This is a genomic window from Streptomyces sp. NBC_01260 (assembly GCF_036226405.1).
GTDB classification, from domain to species: Bacteria; Actinomycetota; Actinomycetes; order Streptomycetales; family Streptomycetaceae; genus Streptomyces; species Streptomyces laculatispora.
Genome location: NZ_CP108464.1, coordinates 1,905,361 through 1,923,234, shown reverse-complemented (window position 1 = coordinate 1,923,234; position 17,874 = coordinate 1,905,361). Strand labels below are relative to the sequence as shown.

The 17,874-nt window shown below is 72.3% G+C and carries 12 protein-coding genes; 6 read left to right on the top strand and 6 right to left on the bottom strand.

Translation table 11 applies throughout. The features are described 5' to 3' along the window. Positions 1 to 101: 101 nt before the first annotated feature. The 4 genes from OG322_RS08325 to eccE form a co-directional block, all read right to left on the bottom strand. A complete protein-coding gene (locus tag OG322_RS08325; protein WP_329306262.1) occupies positions 102 to 1,982 on the bottom strand; it encodes an ABC transporter substrate-binding protein in 1,881 nt (626 codons plus the stop codon). A gap of 197 nt (positions 1,983 to 2,179) precedes the next feature. Beyond that, complete coding sequence (locus OG322_RS08320; RefSeq protein ID WP_123462645.1) at positions 2,180 to 4,984, bottom strand: SCO5717 family growth-regulating ATPase; 2,805 nt, start codon at positions 4,982 to 4,984, stop codon at positions 2,180 to 2,182. Between the two features lie 310 nt (positions 4,985 to 5,294). Further along, complete coding sequence (locus OG322_RS08315) at positions 5,295 to 6,017, bottom strand: hypothetical protein (protein ID WP_123462647.1); 723 nt, start codon at positions 6,015 to 6,017, stop codon at positions 5,295 to 5,297. Next, positions 6,017 to 7,333, bottom strand: a complete 1,317-nt coding sequence (gene eccE, locus OG322_RS08310) for a type VII secretion protein EccE (protein WP_398911791.1) — start codon at positions 7,331 to 7,333, stop codon at positions 6,017 to 6,019. Before eccE ends, OG322_RS08315 begins: the two co-directional genes overlap by 1 nt. Before the next feature lie 220 nt (positions 7,334 to 7,553). Here eccE and eccB point away from each other — a divergent pair, with 220 nt between their 5' ends. The 4 genes from eccB to OG322_RS08290 all read left to right on the top strand — a co-directional run bounded on the left by eccB (position 7,554) and on the right by OG322_RS08290 (position 11,251). Continuing rightward, positions 7,554 to 9,104 (top strand): type VII secretion protein EccB, encoded by a 1,551-nt coding sequence (eccB, locus tag OG322_RS08305; protein ID WP_123462651.1) that lies wholly within the window; start codon positions 7,554 to 7,556, stop codon positions 9,102 to 9,104. A 40-nt stretch (positions 9,105 to 9,144) separates the two neighbouring features. Then, positions 9,145 to 10,371, top strand: coding sequence for a type VII secretion-associated serine protease mycosin (gene mycP, locus OG322_RS08300; protein ID WP_123462654.1), 1,227 nt, complete (start codon positions 9,145 to 9,147; stop codon positions 10,369 to 10,371). 160 nt (positions 10,372 to 10,531) lie between these two features. Beyond that, positions 10,532 to 10,882, top strand: a complete 351-nt coding sequence (locus OG322_RS08295) for a hypothetical protein (RefSeq protein WP_123462656.1) — start codon at positions 10,532 to 10,534, stop codon at positions 10,880 to 10,882. 63 nt (positions 10,883 to 10,945) lie between these two features. Then, the gene (locus OG322_RS08290) at positions 10,946 to 11,251 is read left to right on the top strand and encodes a WXG100 family type VII secretion target (RefSeq protein ID WP_123462658.1); all 306 of its coding nucleotides are present in this window, start codon (positions 10,946 to 10,948) and stop codon (positions 11,249 to 11,251) included. 127 nt (positions 11,252 to 11,378) lie between these two features. On the opposite strand, the gene OG322_RS08285 is transcribed toward OG322_RS08290, so the two are convergent. Both OG322_RS08285 and eccCa read right to left on the bottom strand, forming a co-directional pair. After that, positions 11,379 to 11,612 (bottom strand): DUF397 domain-containing protein, encoded by a 234-nt coding sequence (locus tag OG322_RS08285; RefSeq protein WP_123462661.1) that lies wholly within the window; start codon positions 11,610 to 11,612, stop codon positions 11,379 to 11,381. A gap of 125 nt (positions 11,613 to 11,737) precedes the next feature. Continuing rightward, a complete protein-coding gene (gene eccCa, locus OG322_RS08280) occupies positions 11,738 to 15,688 on the bottom strand; it encodes a type VII secretion protein EccCa (protein ID WP_329306261.1) in 3,951 nt (1,316 codons plus the stop codon). Between the two features lie 188 nt (positions 15,689 to 15,876). Between eccCa and eccD the strand changes: the two genes are divergently transcribed. Both eccD and rpsO read left to right on the top strand, forming a co-directional pair. Beyond that, positions 15,877 to 17,358, top strand: coding sequence for a type VII secretion integral membrane protein EccD (eccD, locus tag OG322_RS08275; protein ID WP_123462666.1), 1,482 nt, complete (start codon positions 15,877 to 15,879; stop codon positions 17,356 to 17,358). Positions 17,359 to 17,534: 176 nt separating this feature from the next. Then, positions 17,535 to 17,825 (top strand): 30S ribosomal protein S15, encoded by a 291-nt coding sequence (gene rpsO / locus OG322_RS08270; protein WP_018551846.1) that lies wholly within the window; start codon positions 17,535 to 17,537, stop codon positions 17,823 to 17,825. The last annotated feature ends 49 nt before the right edge of the window (positions 17,826 to 17,874 follow it).

Here is a 17,874-nt window from a genome sequence, read left to right as displayed (position 1 = left end):
GTGCTGCACTTAGAGGGACCGGCCGGCGGGGCCGGACTGCTCCGGGCCCCGCCGCCGCTCTCTCTCATCCCGTCCGCGGGAAGTACCCGCGGTCCATGGAACTACTCGCGGTCGTCCGCGGTGGTGCGGCGGCGCCGCATGAGGAGGAACCCGCCACCCGCCAGGACCACGACGACGGCCACGATGCCGATGACGACGCCGGTCGAGCTGGAGCCGCCGCCGCCGCTGTCCGTGTCCGTTCCGCTGCCCGCCGGTACGGCCGACCACCAGCTCCAGTAACCGTCCTGGCCGTAGATGTTCCCGGCGGCCTCGGGCATGGTCGTGATGGACTTGATCTGGTCGGTGCGGTAGGCCTCGACCGCGTTCGGGTACGCGATGACGTTCATGTATCCGGAGTCGTACATCCAGGACTGCATCTGCTTGACGATGTCCGCCCGCTTGGCCGGGTCGTACTCGGCGAGCTGCTTCTTGTACAGGTCGTCGTACGTCTTGTCGCAGATGAAGTTGTCCGTGGCCGCGCTCGCCTTGGCCTTGGCCGGCAGGGCCGCGCAGGTGTGGATGCCGAGGACGAAGTCCGGGTCCGGGTTGACGGACCAGCCGTCGAAGGCGAGGTCGTACTCACCGGCGTACCAGGGCACGGAGACGTCGTCGAGGCAGTTCACCTTGAGGCCGATGCCGAGCTTGCCCCACCACTCCTTCAGGTACTTGCCGATCGCCTTGTCGTTGGGGTCCGTGGCGTGGCAGAGGATGCGCAGGTCGAGCGGCTTGCCGTCCTTGCCGACGCGCTGGTCGCCCTTGAGCTTGTAGCCCGCCTGGTCCAGGAGTCCGGCCGCCCTGGCGGGGTCGTAGCCCAGGCTCTGGCTCGCCGACGGCTGCCAGTAGTACGCGGAGAAGCGCGGCGGGATGTAGCCCTGGCCCTCGACGGCGTGGCCCTGGAAGACCTTGTCGATGATCGTCTTGCGGTCGATGGACAGGAACAGCGCCTGACGGACCTTCTGGTCGAGCAGGGCCTTGTTGCCGTTGCCGAACTTCTTGCCGTCCTTGGTCTGCGCACCCGGGTTGGTGGCGAGGGAGAAGAAGCGGCGGCCCGGCCCCTCGTTGACCTTGACGTTCTTCTCGCCCTTGAGCGAGGCGGCCTGGGCGGGGGTCAGCGCGGGCGAGCCGGCGACGAAGGAGACCTCACCCTTGCGGAGCGCGGCGACCGCTGCGTCCTGGTCCTTGTAGGTCTTGAAGACCACCTCGTCGAACTTCGGCGAACCACGCCAGAAGTCCTTGTTGGCCTTGAGCTTCACATACTGGTCGACCTTGTAGTCGGACAGGATGAAGGGACCGTTGCCCACGATCGGGAACTTCGTGTCGTTGTTGAACTTCGAGAAGTCCCCGACCTTCTCCCAGACGTGTTCGGGGACGATCGGAACGTCCAGCGCGGCCATGGTGGCCTGCGGTTCCTTCAGCTCGATGACCAGCTTCGTGGGGCTCGGAGCCGTCACCTTCCTGAAGTTGGTGACGAAGCTGCCGTTGGCCTGGGCGGCGGCCTCATCGGTCATGATCTTGTTGAACGTCCAGGCCGCGTCCTCGGCGGTGGCCTGCTGACCGTCGGACCACTTGGAGTCGGACCGAATGGTGTACGTCCACGTCAGCTTGTCCGCGGACGGCTCCCACTTGGTGGCGAGTCCCGGGATCGCGTGGTTGTCCTTGGCGTCATAGTTCGTCAGGAAGTCGTACATGAGCCGGGAGACGCTGGTGCTGAGCAGCTTCTGGGCGAGGAACGGGCTCAGGGAGTCGACGCTCTGCGCGACCGCGACGGTCAGTGTCGTCTTGCCGCTGTCGGCGGCCTGCGCCTGCTGGGGCGCGGCAGCTCCGAGGGGTATGCCCGGTACGACGGACGCGGCTGCCAGCCCGAGGGCGGCGGCACCGGCGGCCAGGAGGACACGCAGACGTGAGCGTGGCTGGGCGGAGTGTGGTGGAACTCTTTCGACCATGGTCAGGGACCTCGCGTCATGACTCGCACGGAGAAGGCGGGTTGATCTGTGGATCGCCAGCTGGTGAAGCGAAGGTTTATCAGCGGGGGTCGAGCCGCGTCAACGGTCATCGAAACGGCGTGTGGGCTGCGGGAATGCAATGAGGGTCCGCACCGTGGACACGGTGCGGACCCTCATTGGTTTAGACCTCTGACGCCTTACTGCTGAGGCGCTGGCGGCGGCTGCGGAGGCTGTTGCTGCCACCCCGCGGGCGGGACGGGACCGTGCAGTTCGGGAGGGGCGGGCTGCCCCGGCTGACCAGGCTGTCCGCCGTACTGCTGCTGCGGCGGGCCGGCCGGGTCGGCGGCCGACTGGGCCTGCGAGGGCGGCGACTGCTGCCAGCCCTGCCCGGCGCCGGGGCCCGGCTGCGGGGGATAGGGCTGCTGCGACTGCTGACCACCGTACGGCTGCTGGGGCGGGTACATCTGGCCCGGCTGCTGGGGCGGGTAGGGCTGTTGTCCCGGGACCTGTTGGCCGGGCGCCTGCTGCCCAGGCGCCTGCTGCTGACCGGGCATCGGCGGGGCGTACCGGGGCGGCTGGTTGCTGCCGTCCGACGTCCACAGCCCCTGTTGCTGCTGGGCCCGTGCGAAGTCCTCGGCGACGAGAGCGGAGAGGTGGAAGTACGCGTCCCGCGTCTTCGGACGCATCATGTCGAGGTCGACCTCGGCGCCGGCCGACAGGTGCTCGTCGAACGGTACGACGACCACGCCGCGGCAGCGCGTCTCGAAGTGCTGCACGATGTCGTCGACCTTGATCATCTTTCCGGTCTCGCGGACCCCGGAGATCACCGTGAGGGACCGCTGCACCAGATCGGCGTAGCCGTGCGCCGACAGCCAGTCCAGCGTGGTGGAGGCGCTTGACGCACCGTCGACCGACGGGGTGGAGATGATGATCAGCTGGTCGGCCAGGTCCAGCACACCGCGCATCGCGCTGTAGAGGAGACCGGTTCCGGAGTCGGTGAGGATGATCGGGTACTGCTTGCCCAGCACCTCGATCGCGCGCCGGTAGTCCTCGTCGTTGAACGTGGTCGAGACGGCCGGGTCCACGTCGTTGGCGATGATCTCCAGACCGGAGGGCGCCTGCGAGGTGAACCGCCGGATGTCCATGTACGAGTTGAGGTGCGGGATCGCGTGGACCAGGTCGCGGATGGTCGCCCCGGTCTCCCGCCGGACCCGGCGGCCCAGCGTGCCGGCGTCCGGGTTGGCGTCGATGGCGAGGATCTTGTCCTGCCGTTCGGTGGCCAGGGTGGAGCCGAGCGCGGTGGTCGTCGTGGTCTTGCCCACGCCGCCCTTCAGACTGATCACCGCGATCCGGTAGCAGGAGAGGACCGGGGTGCGGATCAGTTCGAGCTTGCGCTGACGCTCGATCTCGTCCTTCTTGCCGCCCAGCTTGAAGCGGGAGGCGGCGGACGGCCCGCGGCTGCTCTTCGCCTTCTGCTTGCCCCGGACCAGCCGGTCGGACGAGAGCTCCACGGCAGCCGTGTAACCCAGCGGGGCGCCCTGCACCGATCGCTCGCGCTGGTCGTGGGTGACGGGAGTGGGCCAGGCGGCTCCGGCGCGCGGGTCGACGGGCGGTCCTTGCGGCAACAGCGGCTGTCCCGGCTGCTGGGGCTGGTGCGGGGCGATCTGCGCGGGCAGATTGGGGGTGCCCTGGGCCGGCGGCAGGCCGCCCTGGGGGAAGCCGTATCCGCCCTGCTGCTGCGGCTGAGGTCCGGGCGGCGGCATCGCGGCGCCCTGCTGCTGCGCGGGCCACTGTGCTGCCTGGGGTGCCTGCGGCGCCTGAGGCGGTTGTGCTGCCTGCGGTGCCCGGGATGGTTGTGCTGCCTGAGGCAGCTGCGGCGCCTGAGGGGCGGGTTGCTGGGGGAAGCCGTAGCCCGCCTGCGGCGCGGGTGCCGCCGGCTGGGGCTGCTGCGGGAACGCCGGAGGCTGCGGGCTCTGGGGCGCCGGGGCTGCCGGGGCCTGCGGGAACCCGTAGCCGGCCGGTGCCCCGTTCGCCGGGGGCGGTCCCGGCCACTGCGACGCCGGCTGAGGTGCGGTGGGCTGCGGCGCGGCGGGCTGGAAGTCGGGCGGCAGCGGCGGCAGTCCGCCCTGCGGCGGTGCCGGTGTCCAGGGTGCGGGCGCGGCGTCCTGGGGTGCGCCCGCGGACGGTGCGTCGTGGGGTGCCGCGTCCGCGACGGCGTCCGAGGGCACGGAGTCGGCGGGCTCGTCGGCCTGCGGGGTGCTGCCGGAGTCGGCGCCGCTCGTCGCGTCTGCCGCGGCCTCGCCATCCGAGGAGCTGCCGGGGAAGGCGTCGTCGGCGACGTCGCCGGACTCCGCCGATGCGGCGTCGGACGACGGTACCGAATCGGTGGGCACCGAATCGGCCGGAGCCGAGTCGGACCCGTTGCTCTCCCCGGAGGTCAGGTCCCGACCCGCGTCCGCGTCCGTACCGGCGTCGGCCGGGTCCGCGTCGGCGTCGGACCTGCCGGCACCGGCGGAACCGGCGGCCGATGCGGCGTCTGCCGCATCAGCGCGCCCGTTGCCGCTCCCCGTCTCGGCGGCCGTCTCCCGCTCATCGGCGATCTCCCGCTTCAGCGCGGCGGACGAGAACCGCATGGTCGCGCCGCTCTCCACATCGCCGCTCCCGAACGGATCGGCCGCACCGCCGGCGTCCGCCGCTGCCGGCGGGACCGGCGGCACCTGGGGGCCGGGCGCCGGGGCGGGCGGGGCCGGGGTCCAGTTGGGCTCGAAGCCGCCGGCGGCCGGCAGCCCGGGTGCGGACAGCGGTGCGCCGTTGGGCGGCGGGGGCGGAGCCAGGTGTGTTCCGGCGCCGCCCGAGGAGTCGCCCGGCGTATTCTGCGTGTACCAGGCGGGCGGGGTGTAGTCGATGGTGAACTCACCCGTCATCTCGGCGGGCTCCGCGTCGGTCGACTCGTCGACGGGCTTGTCCCAGCTCCCGCGCATCTCGTCCCGATCGCCGTTCACTTTGCCTCCTGGTGTGGTCGAGCACCCTTGTGCCGTGGTGGGTGGGGGCGACCGTTCCCGTAGTGCGAACCGCCCGGCTCTCCCCCTGGGACGCGCATTACCTGCCCGCAGGTTCTTCTGCCGCGTCCGGACCCACCCTAATCGTCATCGGGCCGGGTACGGCAGGCCGTACGGCACTGCGGCCACTGTCCCGTACGTCACGTACTGCCCCCAAGTGGACTGAGTGCGGCGGGGAATGAAGAGGAAAGCGGTCAAAGGTGCACATCTGCGCAGGGAAACCTGAACATTTCGCACACGTCTCGCCGCGCCCTCAGTCCACCCGGCGTGCGCTGCCCAGCAGTCCCGATTCGGCATCGGTCGCCTCGGTCATCACGAACCGCCGGTCCCGGCGCGTGCACCAGAGGGTGACCCCGTCCGTGAGGGTCGACAGCGTCCGGGTCTCGTCGGGAGGCAGCCGCATGAGTCGCCCGATCTGCGCGGCTTCATCCGGGGACACCCGCTGAATGCCGACCAGTGACGACTTCTCCATCAACCCGGCGGCCACCGGGCTCAGATACGGCAGCAGCGTCACCGCCGACTGCCACGGACCGGACACCACCCGCCCGCGCGGTGGTCTCATGCCGCAGTCCCGCACCACGACGACCGGCGAGCCGGCCGAGGCGCCCTGCACGGGCACCCGCCCCACCTCGTGCAGCGAGACGCACGGCTGACCGCCGCCCGCGGCCTGCGCCAGTTTCGTCCAGGCCCGGGTCCGCCCCGTCTCGACCACGATCCGGGCTCCCGTCGCCGCCGCCCGCAGCGCGAGCACCTGCGCCGTCCACAGCCCGCCGATCAGCGTGATGTCGTACGGGGTGGGCCGGTTGATGCCGATCACGGCGGGACGCCCCTCACCGTCCACGCCGATCACCACGCCGTCGTCGCCGACCGGCAGGGCCAGTGAGGCCAGTTGGTCGAGGCGGACGGTGTGCCGGGTCCGGCGCGGACCGGCCGGTCCGAAGCCGAGCCGTCCGCGGCGGCGTGCGATCACGGACATCAGCGGGTACCCCCGAGCGGAAGCGTGGCGAGGACGCCGGGCAGCTGTTCGCGGTCGAGCCGCACGAGAGAGGTCTTCACCCCGCGTGCGGTGCGCTCCAACTCACGTCGGGCGCGGCGTAGTTCCTCCTCGCTGCGGCCGGTGATCCGGATGTGTCCGGCGATCGGGATCTCCTGCCGGTCGCCGCGTCCCAGCGTGAGGCTGAAGGTCGTGGCCAGCGCCGGGACCGAGGTGAGCAGCGCGACGAGCTGCGGCATCGGCGCACCGCCCGCGCCGAACCGCGGCCAGCGGCGCACCCAGTACGTGGTGTGCTGCCGGTCGTCGCAACGCCAGGTCCGCGAGGTCTCCAGGGTGCGGCGGACAGGCGCTCCGGACCGGCCGGCCCGCGCCCCGGCCGACGGACCGGCGCAGGCGGAGGTGGCGATCGCCGAGTGGAGCTCCCGCTCCGTCAGCACCGTCGCGCCGAACCCGGCCCCCATCAGCCTGCTGGACAACTGGTCGACCGTGCGGACCAGGCATTTCTGCGCACCGGTGAGCCCGCCGCCCCGCGCCCGTACGGCCTCCGGGCAGAGCTCCGGGTCCAGCTTCAGCGCGATCCAGGTGATGCGGACCGCCGGGGAACCCGTCTGCGCCTGGAGGGGCGCGTAGTTGCGTGCCGCGACCGACTGCTCCGGCAGATGCGGTGCGGGAGCGGGCTGGGTGTGCTGCACGACCTGCGCCGACTCCAGCCGGATGCCGTCGACGTCGAGCGCGTCCTTGACGAGCATCAGCGGCAGCGGCCGTGCGGACCGGTCCGGCCGCAGCGCGGTGGCGTCCGAGTCGATCCGGAGTACGGCCGTCAGATACGTACCGTCGCCGATCATGCCGACCTGCCGCCCGTCACGGTCGCTGAACGAGCAGGTGCGCAGGCCCGGTTCGCACTCCACCGCCGGCGCGATCCCCGGCCCGGTGCCCGCGGGCAACGCCGTCGACGCCGCCCTGCGGGTACGGGCGCGCAGCGCGAGAACCGTACAGAGCCACGCGGGAAGCGAACGGCGGCGCCTGCGCACGACGGCCAGCAGCACCAGCGCCGCGGCCGCCACCACCGCCGGTGCCAGCAGCAGAGGACCGACGACCCAGGCGCACAACAGCAGCGCGGCGGCGATCTCGAGCAGCACGAGCTGTTGCAGTCGGAACGATCCGAACGGTCCGGCTCGTCCGCTCAGCCGTGCGCCGCCCGGCCCCCGACGGCCCGGATCCCCCGGGGAGCCGCTGGGCCGGGGGGTCTGGGGAGGCGGTACGTTCCCGGCCGGCGGTGTCCGCGTCACGGAAGCCATCATCGCGGCATTCCCCCCGTTCGTCCGGGCCCAACTCGACCCGTGCCACGCCTCTTCCGCCGACGGCTCCGGCGGCTGGATCACCCTACCCGGCCCGCGGACCCCCACCGGCGACAGGCATAGTAGGGGGCCGGTCGGGCGGGGCGGAGGCCCGGTGCGGGGCGTCGGACGCGGCCGCTCATGGAGCCGCGCGGGGAGAGCACGGGGGACGGACGGACTCATGGCATCGCGGCGGGACGAGCTCAACGCGTACACATTCGCGAAGAGACGCATGGTGGCGGCCTTCCTCCGGCCCTCACCGACCGGCTCCGACGAGGGCGCCCCGCGCCCGCTGCGCGCTGTCCTGCCGGGCGTGGTCGCCGGGGCCCTGATCCTCGCGGGCTTCGGCGCCGTCGGCATGTTCAGGCCGACCGCCCCCACGGACTGGGACCGGCCCGGCACCAACGTGATCGTCGGCAAGAAGTCGACCACCCGTTACGTGGTGCTCACCACCGGCCGGGGCAAGAACAGCAAGACCCTGCTGCACCCCGTGCTGAACCTCGCGTCGGCCAGGCTGCTGCTCACCCCGCAGAGTTACGACGTCGTGCAGGTCGCCGACGACATCCTGGACGCGGGAAAGCCCCCGCGCGGACCGGTCCTCGGCATTCCGTACGCCCCCGACCGGCTGCCCGAGGCCAAGGACGCGGGTACGGCGAAGCGCTGGGCCGTGTGCGTGCAGCCGGGCGGCAAAGGCAACAGCGTGCAGAAGGCCGCCTTCGTCCTCGCCGAACGGGACAACGGGCTGACGGAGGGCGCGAACAGGCTCACCGGCGGCCAGACGCTCTACGTCAGGGGCCAGGACCGGACCCGTTACCTCGTCGACGCCCGCGGCACCAAGTACCGCATCGACGAGACCGCGGCCGACCTCGGCCATCTGACCGGCGCCCTCGTCGGCAGCGCACAGCCGCAGCCCGTCACCGACGACTGGCTGGCCACCCTGCACGACGGCAGCCCGATCGTCTTCCCCCGGATCCCCGGCAACGCCGGCGCCCCGGCGCACGTCGAAGGACGGCTCTCCGCGCAGGAGAACCGGATCGGCACGGTGCTGCGGACCCGCAACGGAGAGGGCACCGCGTACTACGTCGTCCTCGGCGGGAAGGTCCGGCCGGTCTCCGAGTTCACCGCCTGGCTGCTGATCAACTCCCCGCAGACCGCCGCACTCGACCTGGACGGCGAGGCGCGCACCGTCGGCCTCCAGGACTTCGTGCCCGACCCCGTCCCCTTCACCGGCCAGGCCGCGCACTGGCCGGCGCACCGGGCCGAGCGGGTCAATGCCACCGGCGCCGGAAGCTCCGGCCGCGACACCGTCTGCAATGTGCTGCGCAGGGCGGACGGCGGCGGCGCGACGACCCTGAGCACCTGGGCGGGCACCTCGTACCCCGCCTCCGTCGGGGCGGCCGGCACCAGCACGTACGTCACTCCGGGCAGCGGCCTCCTCTACACCCAGGTCCGGGGCCGGCAGACCAGCCCGGACGGATCACTCTTCCTGGTGACCGACACCGGACTGCGGTACGCGGTTCAGGCGAACGGCGACAGCGACGCCGAGCGCTCCGGCATCGGCACCGCCGGGGCGGCGAACGGGCCGGACGGGCGCCCCGAACCCGGCGAGGCGCAGATCCGGCTCGGATACGAGAAGGTGACACCCGCCCTCGTCCCGATCGAGTGGTCGGACTTCCTGTCCAAGGGCCCCCGGCTCGACACCAACAGCGCCCGCCGGCCCCAGGGTTCGTGACAGTCCCGGGCGGGCGGCAACCGAAGAGCAGGGGGAGAAGATGACGCCGTACCGGAAGACGGTCCTGCTGACGGCCGCCGCGGTGGCCGCCGCGGCCGCACTCGCGGGTCCGCGGGCCGCGTACGCCGATCCGGGCGCCGGGGACCTGCGCATAGACGGCGGCGGCGTGTGCACCTTTCCGATGAAGAAGCAGTTCGAGGGCCGCCCCTGGCCGCTCCAGCGCGTGCTCCTGGACGAGCTGTGGCAGGACACCAGGGGCAAGGGTGTCCGCGTCGCCGTCATCGACACCGGGGTGGACGACACCAACCCACAGCTCACCTCGGCCGTGGACGCCTCCGCGGGCGCCGATCTCCTGCCGGGCGGCGGCACCGACGGCACCGTCGACCAGGTCGGCCACGGCACCAAGGTGGCCGGCATCATCGCCGCCCGCCCCCGCGGCGGCACCGGATTCGTCGGCCTGGCCCCCGAGGCCACCATCATCCCGATCCGCCAGAACGACGAGAAGAACAGCGGCAAGGACACCACGATGGCCGCCGCGATCGACCACGCGATCGCGAAGGGTGCCGAGGTCATCAACATCTCCCAGGACACCACCCGGCCGCTGACCGAGGACTCCGTGCTGGGCCGGGCGGTGGCCCGGGCGATCGGCAGGGACATCGTGGTGGTCGCCTCCGCGGGCAACGACGGCATGGACGGCCGGCCGAAGCGCACCTATCCCGCCGCCTTCGACGGCGTCCTCGCCGTCGCCGCGTCCGACCGCAACAACGAACGCGCCCCCTTCTCCCAGGCCGGGGGGTTCGTCGGGGTCGCCGCACCCGGCGTCGACATCGTCTCCACCGTCCCCGGCAACGGCCAGTGCACCGACAACGGCACCAGCTTCTCCGCGCCCTACGTCACCGGCGTCGCCGCGTTGATGCGCGCCAAGTACCCGGCCTGGACGGCGGCGCAGATCGTCGCCCGGATCGAGCAGACCGCCGAGCGCTCCGTCAACGGCCACGACGACTTCGTCGGCTGGGGCGTCGTCGACCCGGTGGGCGCCCTGTCCGGCGACGACGCCCCGCAGGACGCACCCCGCCCGGACCCGCCGCCCGCCAGGGCCCAGGCCCCCGAACCCGCGCACCTGTCGATGTCGCGGACCCCGCAGGAGCGAAGCAAGCGGTACGCGGCCTACGCGCTGGCGGCCGCGGCCGTACTCGTCGGCGTGGTAGCCGGCACCGCGACGGTCGCGCGCGACATCCGGCGACGCCGGGGCCCGCGCGCCCGCTGAGGCGCGCCAGTACGCGTCAAGGCACGTCAACGCGGCTCCCCGGGCAAAAGCCGCAGCCGGGGAGAGATGGTGAAATGGCCGGGCCGGTACGGGACTTCACTACCGGCCACCTGGCCGCGCTCGGCGGACAGGTCTGCGAACCGAGAGACAGGACCTCCGGATGACCAGCCCCGCAGGCGGTTTCGGACTTGCCGACGATCCGATCGTCCAGGCCAAGAACAAGATCATCAACACTGCCGAGGCGGTGTCCAGACAGTCCAGGGAGCTGGCCGACATCCTCGCGACGGCCGGTGCGGGATGGACCGGCGCGGGCGCCTCGGGATTCACCTCCGCGCAGCTCGTGATCAACGAGGACCACGACGGGATCCGCCGCCTCCTCAATGTGCTGCACCACGCCGTGGGCACCACGAAGAACCTCAGCAACGCCAACGACGAGGAGGTCCGCGCGGCCTTCAATTCGGTGAAGGAACCGGCCGCTCCGGCCAACACCTCCGGGCTGAACGGCGTCTGAACCCCACAGCCGCACATCTTCAACCACAGCCGAGCCGGCAGCCGAGACCAGAGGAGAAGTCGGATGGGCCACGACCCGCACACCAAGGTCAGGTACGAGAGCGTCCAGGAGATGGCCAACCGCATCCGTGCGGTGTCCCAGAACATCTGCCGCGACCTCGAAGAGATGGACACCGCGCTCAAGGTCGTCACCGACACCTGGGACGGTGAGGCGCACAGCGAGTACGTGACGCTCCAGAACAAGTACCGGGGCAGGGCCGACGACATGAAGCGCCGCCTGGAGCAGGTGGCGAGGATCGTCGAGTCCGGCAAGGACCACTACCGCTTCACGGACCTCAAGTCCTCCCGCCTGTTCACCGAGGCGTACTGACCACCGGTCGCGCAGACCCGGCGGACACACACGGCAATGGGCACGTTCACCCGAACGTGCCCATTGTGCGTACCGCGAGTGCGAGCGCGACCGTGGCCCGCCGCTGCCCCGCTGCCCCGCCGCTTCGCTACGTGAGGTCGAACTCGCCGTCCCGGGCGCCCAGTACGAAGGCGCGCCACTCGGCCTCGGTGTACCGCAGCACGGTCTCCGGATCCAGCGAGGACCTCATCGCCACCGCCCCGCCCGGCAGATGCGCGATCTCGACCCGCTCCTCCGCCTCTTCGGTGCCGGGCGCACTCAGCCATTCCACCCCCGAGATGTCGAGTGCGTACAGCTCGTCCTTCTCCGCCTGCGTGCCCATCGTCAAGGGTTCCTCTCCGTACGGTGGCTCTGCACGGCACCGTACAGGGCCCGTGCCGACGAGGGATCCGGTCAGCCATTTCGCAGCGCGCGGCATGGTTGTGTGCTCTCATGCGCCGCGCCGCGTCAGCCTCGCCCGGGCAGCCGCCCGGTCTGCACCAGCGGGTTCCCCCGGCGCCGGGTGGCGAAGTACCCGCGTCCCGGCGGCATGGGCCGTCCGCGCACCGACCCGATCAGATCGCCCTCGGCCGGATCGCCGGACAGCACCACCCCCTGCGCGCCCAGCTCCTTGATCCGCTGCATGAACGCCTCGTACATGGAGCGCGAGGCCCCCGCCGAACTGCGCGCGATGACGAAACGCACCCCGGTGTCCCGGGCGAAGGGCAGGTACTCCGTCAGCGGGGCCAGCGCACTGCCCGCGCCCGTCGCCACCAGGTCGTAGTCGTCGACGACGACGAAGATCCGCGGACCGGTCCACCAGCTGCGGTCGCGCAGCTGCTGCGGACTGACATCCGCCGGGGGCTGCCTGCGCGCGAACACACCCGCCAGTGCCTCCATGTGCATCCGCATCGCACTCGCCGTCGGCGCGTACTCCAGCAGATGGCTCTCCGGCAGCGCGCCCAGCAGCGACCGCCGGTAGTCGCCGACGACGAACCTGGCCTCGTCGGGGGAGTAGCGCTCCGCGATCTGCTTCGCGATCAGACGCAGCAGATTGGTCTTCCCCGACTCGCTCTCGCCGAAGACCAGGAAGAAGGGATCGGTGTCGAAGTCGACGAACACCGGCTCCAGTTCCGTCTCGTCGATACCGATCGCGATGCCCCGGTCCGGGAACTCGAACCCCTTCGGCAGCTGATCCGCGGGCAGCCTGCGCGGCAGCAGCCGTACGGCCGGGGCCGGCGCACCCGTCCAGCCCGCCCGCACCGCCGCGGTCAGCGCGGCCGTGCCGTCGGCCGGATCCGCCGCGCCCGCCACCGAGTCGATACGCGGCAGCGCACCCATGAAGTGCAGCTTCTCCGCCACCTGGCCACGGCCGGGCACCCCGGCCGGAACCCGGGCGGCGACCCCACGGTCGAACTCGGAGTCCATGACATCGCCGAGCCGCAGTTCGAGCCGCCCGAGGATCTGGTCCTTCAGCGCGGCGCGCACCTCCAGGTAGCGGGCGGCCGACAGCACGACATGGACGCCGTAGCCGAGGCCGCGCGCGGCGATGTCGGTGACGACCTGCTCCAGCCCCTCGTACTCGGTCCGCAGCCCGCTCCAGCCGTCGATGACCAGGAAGACGTCGCCCCACGCCTCGCCGGGCAGCTCACCGAGTGCGCGCCTGCGCCGGTAGGCCGCGATGGAGTCGATGGAGTGGGCCCGGAAGAACTCCTCGCGCCCGGCCAGCGCCCCCGCCACCTCGGCGACCGTACGCCGCACCCGCTCCGGGTCCAGCCGCGAGGCCATCGCCCCGACATGCGGCAGGTCCGCCAGCGAGGCGAGTCCCCCGCCCCCGAAGTCGACTCCGTAGAACTGCACTTCGCGCGGGGTGTGGGTGAGCGCGAACGACGCGATCAGCGTACGCAGCAGCGTCGACTTGCCGGACCGCGGACCGCCGACCACCATCAGGTGCCCCGCCGCGCCGGAGAAGTCCAGGTGCAGCACCTCGCGCCGCTGCTCGAACGGCTTGTCGACCAGACCGAGGGGGACGGTCAGCCCGCCGGGCCGGCCGTACCCCGTGGCGGTGAACCCGCGGCCGTCGGACGCGGCGAGCCCCGGCAGCAGCTGATCCAGCGTCGGCGCCCGGTCCAGCGGCGGCAGCCACACCTGGTGGGCGGGGAGCCCCTGCCCCTCCAGCCGCCGCACGATCACATCGAGGACGGTGTCGGCGAGCGCGTCGTCCTCGGCGGCCGCCGGCGCGGGCCCCGGGTCCGGCGCCGCGTGGTCCACAGGCACCGGCAGCGCGCTGAAGACCGCGGCCCGCCGCTCGGCCAGAAGCCGTCCCGCGGGCAGAGCGGAACCGCCGGTGCGGTACGCCCCCGACACGTACGCCGCCTTGAACCGCGTCATCTCGTCCGTACCGGTCTTGAGGTAGCCGGAGCCGGGCACGGACGGCAGGTGGTAGGCGTCCGGCACCCCCAGCGCCGTGCGCGACTCCGCGGCCGAGAACGTCCGCAGCCCGATCCGGTACGAGAGATACGTCTCCAGACCCCGCAGCTTTCCCTCCTCCAGCCGCTGCGAGGCCAGCAGCAGGTGCACCCCCAGCGAACGGCCGATCCGGCCGATCTGGATGAACATGTCGATGAAGTCGGGCTTGGCGGTGAGCAGTTCGGAGAACTCGTCGATGACCAGGATCAGCGAGGCCAGTGGCTCCAGCGCCGCACCCGCCGCCCGCGCCCTCTCGTAGTCGTGGATGCCCGCGTAGTTGCCCGCCGAGCGCAGCAGCTCCTGGCGGCGCCGGAGCTCACCGCGGATCGCGTCGCCCATCCGGTCGACCAGCGCCAGGTCATCGGCCAGGTTGGTGATGACCGCGCCCACATGCGGCAGGTGCGACATACCGGCGAACGTCGCACCGCCCTTGAAGTCCGCGAGCACGAAGTTCAGCGTCTCGGAGGGGTGCGTGACCGCGAGCCCCAGCACCAGCGTCCGCAGCAGCTCCGACTTCCCGGAACCCGTCGCACCGACACAGAGCCCGTGCGGCCCCATGCCGTCCCGCGCCGACTCCTTGAGGTCCAGCATCACCGGCAGACCGTCCTCGCCGACCCCGATCGGCACCCGCAGCCGCTCGGAGTCCGACCGCGGCCGCCGGCCGCGCGCCACATCGACCGAGCCCGCGTCACCCAGATCCAGCAGATCGGTGAAGTCCAGATCGGCCAGCAGCGGTTCGTCGTCCTCGCCCCCGCCCGTCCTGAGCGGCGCCAGCTGCCGGGCCAGCGCCTCGGCCGCCGGCAGCGAGATGCCGTCCGGCACCCCTTCGTGCGCGGGCCCCGTACCGGACTCCAGCCGCAGCAGGCCGGGCCGCGCCACCACGGACAGACCGTCGCGCGGTCTGTCGGGCCCGTCCGGCGCCACCTCGACGATCGTCACGCCCTGCAGCCCCTCGGCCGCGGCGAACCGCGAGTCCGGCGGCACCGCGGCGCCGTCCAGGACCACCACGACGTGCGGCCGGTCCAGCAGCGGCCGGGCCTCGCGGCCGAACCGCGGCCGCCCCTCCAGCCGGTTCGCCAGCAACGGCTCCAGCTCACCCAGGCCGTTCCCGAACAGCCGCTTCGAGCCGGCCCCGTCGACCTGACCGGGCACCTGCACGTGCGGCAGCCACTTGGTCCACTCCCAGCGCGCCACCGCACCGGGTCCCGCCACGACCGCGACCACCAGGTCCTCGGGGGAGTGCAGCGTCACCAGCTGGGCCACCATCGCCCGCGCCGCGGACTGCGCCGACTCCGCCGGGCCGCAGACCGTCACACGGTAGGACGCCCGCATCGAGACGGCCACCGGCAGCCCGTCCAGCGAGCCGTGCACCGCCAGGAAACGCCGCATCGCGCCCGCGCACAGCGGCTCCAGCTCATCCGGCGGAGCGGTGTCCGGCGCCGACAGCGGCGTCGCCAGCCGCTGCCTCCCGAGCCCGAGCCGCACTTCGCCGAAGTCCTCGTCGCCGATCCGCCGTTCCCACACCCGGCCGCCCTCGGCGACCACCGACCACAGCTGCTCGGGAGCCGGGTGCAGATACAACTGTGCGTCCCGCTGGGCACGCGCGGTCCCGCGCACCACCATCCGCGTCCTCGCCAGGTACTTGAGGTAGTCACGCCGGACATCCGCCAACTGCCCCTGCGAACCCCGCCGGTGACGCACCAGCTGCGCGATGGCCATGCCGGCGGTCGACACCAGCATCAGCACACCCATGATCCGCATGAACGGGGGAGCCTGCGGCGAGAAGAAGAAGACCACCGACGAGCCCATGCCCAGCACCGGCAGAAGCTGCATCAGCAGGCCCTCCCGCTGCCCGCGCGGCAGTTCGGGAGGGGCCATCAACGTCAACTCGTCCGCGGGGACTTCCGGCGGCAGGGACCGCGGCGGTCGTTTCACGACGATCTGGCTCACCGGAACATCAATCCCTCAGTGCGGACGGGCGAAGGGCCGGGTGGATCCGCACCGGCGCCCCAATGGCTGCCTCTGCTCGCGGACTTGTCCTCCGCGCGACGGTGATCCTACGTGCCGAGGCCTCTTTCCCCCTCCCGGTAGGGTTGCGCGCGCACGGTGCGCAACCGCGAATCAGGGGGACCAGACACGTGAGTACGACTGCGGCGACCGGCTTCTGCCGTGTCACTGTCGTGGCGCCCGACAGCCGGATCGACGTCGCGCTGCCCGAGGACATCGCCGTCGCCGACGTCTACCCCGAGATCCTCCGCCTCACGGGCCGGACCCAGGCGGCCGGCACCCCCACCGGACACCACCTCGTACGCCGTGACGGCACGGTCCTCGACGGCGCCCGGACCCTTGCCGCCCAGCAGGTTCTCGACGGCGAACTCCTGCTGCTGCGCCCCTTCGCCCACTCCCTGCCGCCCGCCGTCTTCGACGACGTCTCCGACGCCGTCGCCTCGGCCGTCAGCCGCGACCGCCACCTCTGGAGCGACGACCTGCTGCGCGGCGCGGGCCTGGCGGGGGCCGTCCTGCTCCTCGTCCTGCTCGGCTTCGTCCTCTGGTCCGCCGACCCGGTCCGCCACGACACGCACGGCCTGCCCGGCATCGTCGCCGGCGCCGCGGGAGTGCTGCTCACCGCCTTCGCGGGGGTACGCGCCCGGGTCTACACGGACCGCGCCGCCGCCGTCGCGGCCGGCCTCGGAGCCCTGCCCCTCGTCCTCGTCGCCGGCTCCGGCGTCATCGGGCCGGACGCCGGCCAGGGACCCGGCAGGCTGCAGTTCCTGCTCGGCTGCGTCGCCGTACTGATCGCCTCCGTCGTGCTGGTCGCCCTGACCCCCAGCGGCGACGCCCCGTTCGTCGCGACGGCCTTCCTCGCCACCGCCGGCACCCTGGCGGCCTTCGCCGCGATACTCACCGAGACCTCCGCCACCAGGGCCGCCGCCGTCTGCGCCCCGGTCGGCCTCGGACTCGTCGCCTTTCTCCCCGGCCTCTCCGCCCGCTTCGCCCGGCTGCCCATCGGATACGACGCACCGCGCTCCGCCCCGGGCGGCTACGGGGACCATCTCGGCTCCCCGGACGCCGCGCCCGGCACCCCGGGCCCGCCCGTCGACGCCGACGGCATCGCGGACCGGGCCCGCCGCGGCCACGAGCTGCTGCTCGGCCTGGCCGGCGGGTGCGCGGCCGTCGTCGTCGCGGCCGCCGCCGTACTCGGCTTCTCCGACAGTCCCTGGGGCCGGCTGCTCGCCCTGGCGGCAGGACTCGCGCTGCTGCTGCGCGCCCGGCTCTTCCGCTACACCTCGCAGATCGTCTGCCTGCTGGCGGGGGGCGTCGGCGCGATCGCCCTGCTCATCCTCGGCCTCGCGCTGAACCCGCCCGCCGACCTGCTGGACGAGCTGACCCGGTACGGCGACCGCGGCTCCCTCGACCTCCGTACGATGTGGCTCTGCGCAGCCGTCGCCGCCGGCGCCGCCCTGCTCGTCGCGGTCGCCCTGATCGTGCCGCGCAAGGGCCTCTCCCCGTTCTGGGGCCGGCTCCTGGACCTGGCCGAGAGCGCGCTCCTGCTCTCCCTGGTCCCGCTCTGCCTGGCCGTCCTCGACGTCTTCGCCAGGGCCAGGGCCCTCACGAGCTGAGGCCCGTCGGGGCCGCTCCGAACGGCTGGTAGTCTGGCTGTGGCCGTTTGTGTACGCGTTCCCGGTTCGCTCTGGGAGCTGCGCTCATCGGACCTTCGCTCCCGAGTCACTCAAGCTCCCCTGAGATCAAGACCAGGGGCACTCGTGGGCGCATCGAACACCTAGAGGAGTACCGCGTGCCGCTCGACGCCGCTACGAAGAAGCAGATCATGACCGAGTTCGCGCAGAAGGAGGGCGACACCGGTTCCCCCGAGGTTCAGGTGGCCATGCTCTCCCGCCGCATCTCGGACCTGACGGAGCACCTCAAGACGCACAAGCACGACCACCACTCCCGTCGTGGTCTGCTGATCCTGGTCGGCCAGCGTCGCCGCCTTCTGCAGTACCTGGCCAAGAAGGACATCCAGCGCTTCCGTGCGCTCGTCGACCGCCTCGGCATCCGCCGTGGCGCGGCCGGCGGCGCCAAGTAAAGACGCTGTGAAAGGGAGCGGTGCCCACATCCAGGGGGCCGCTCCCTTT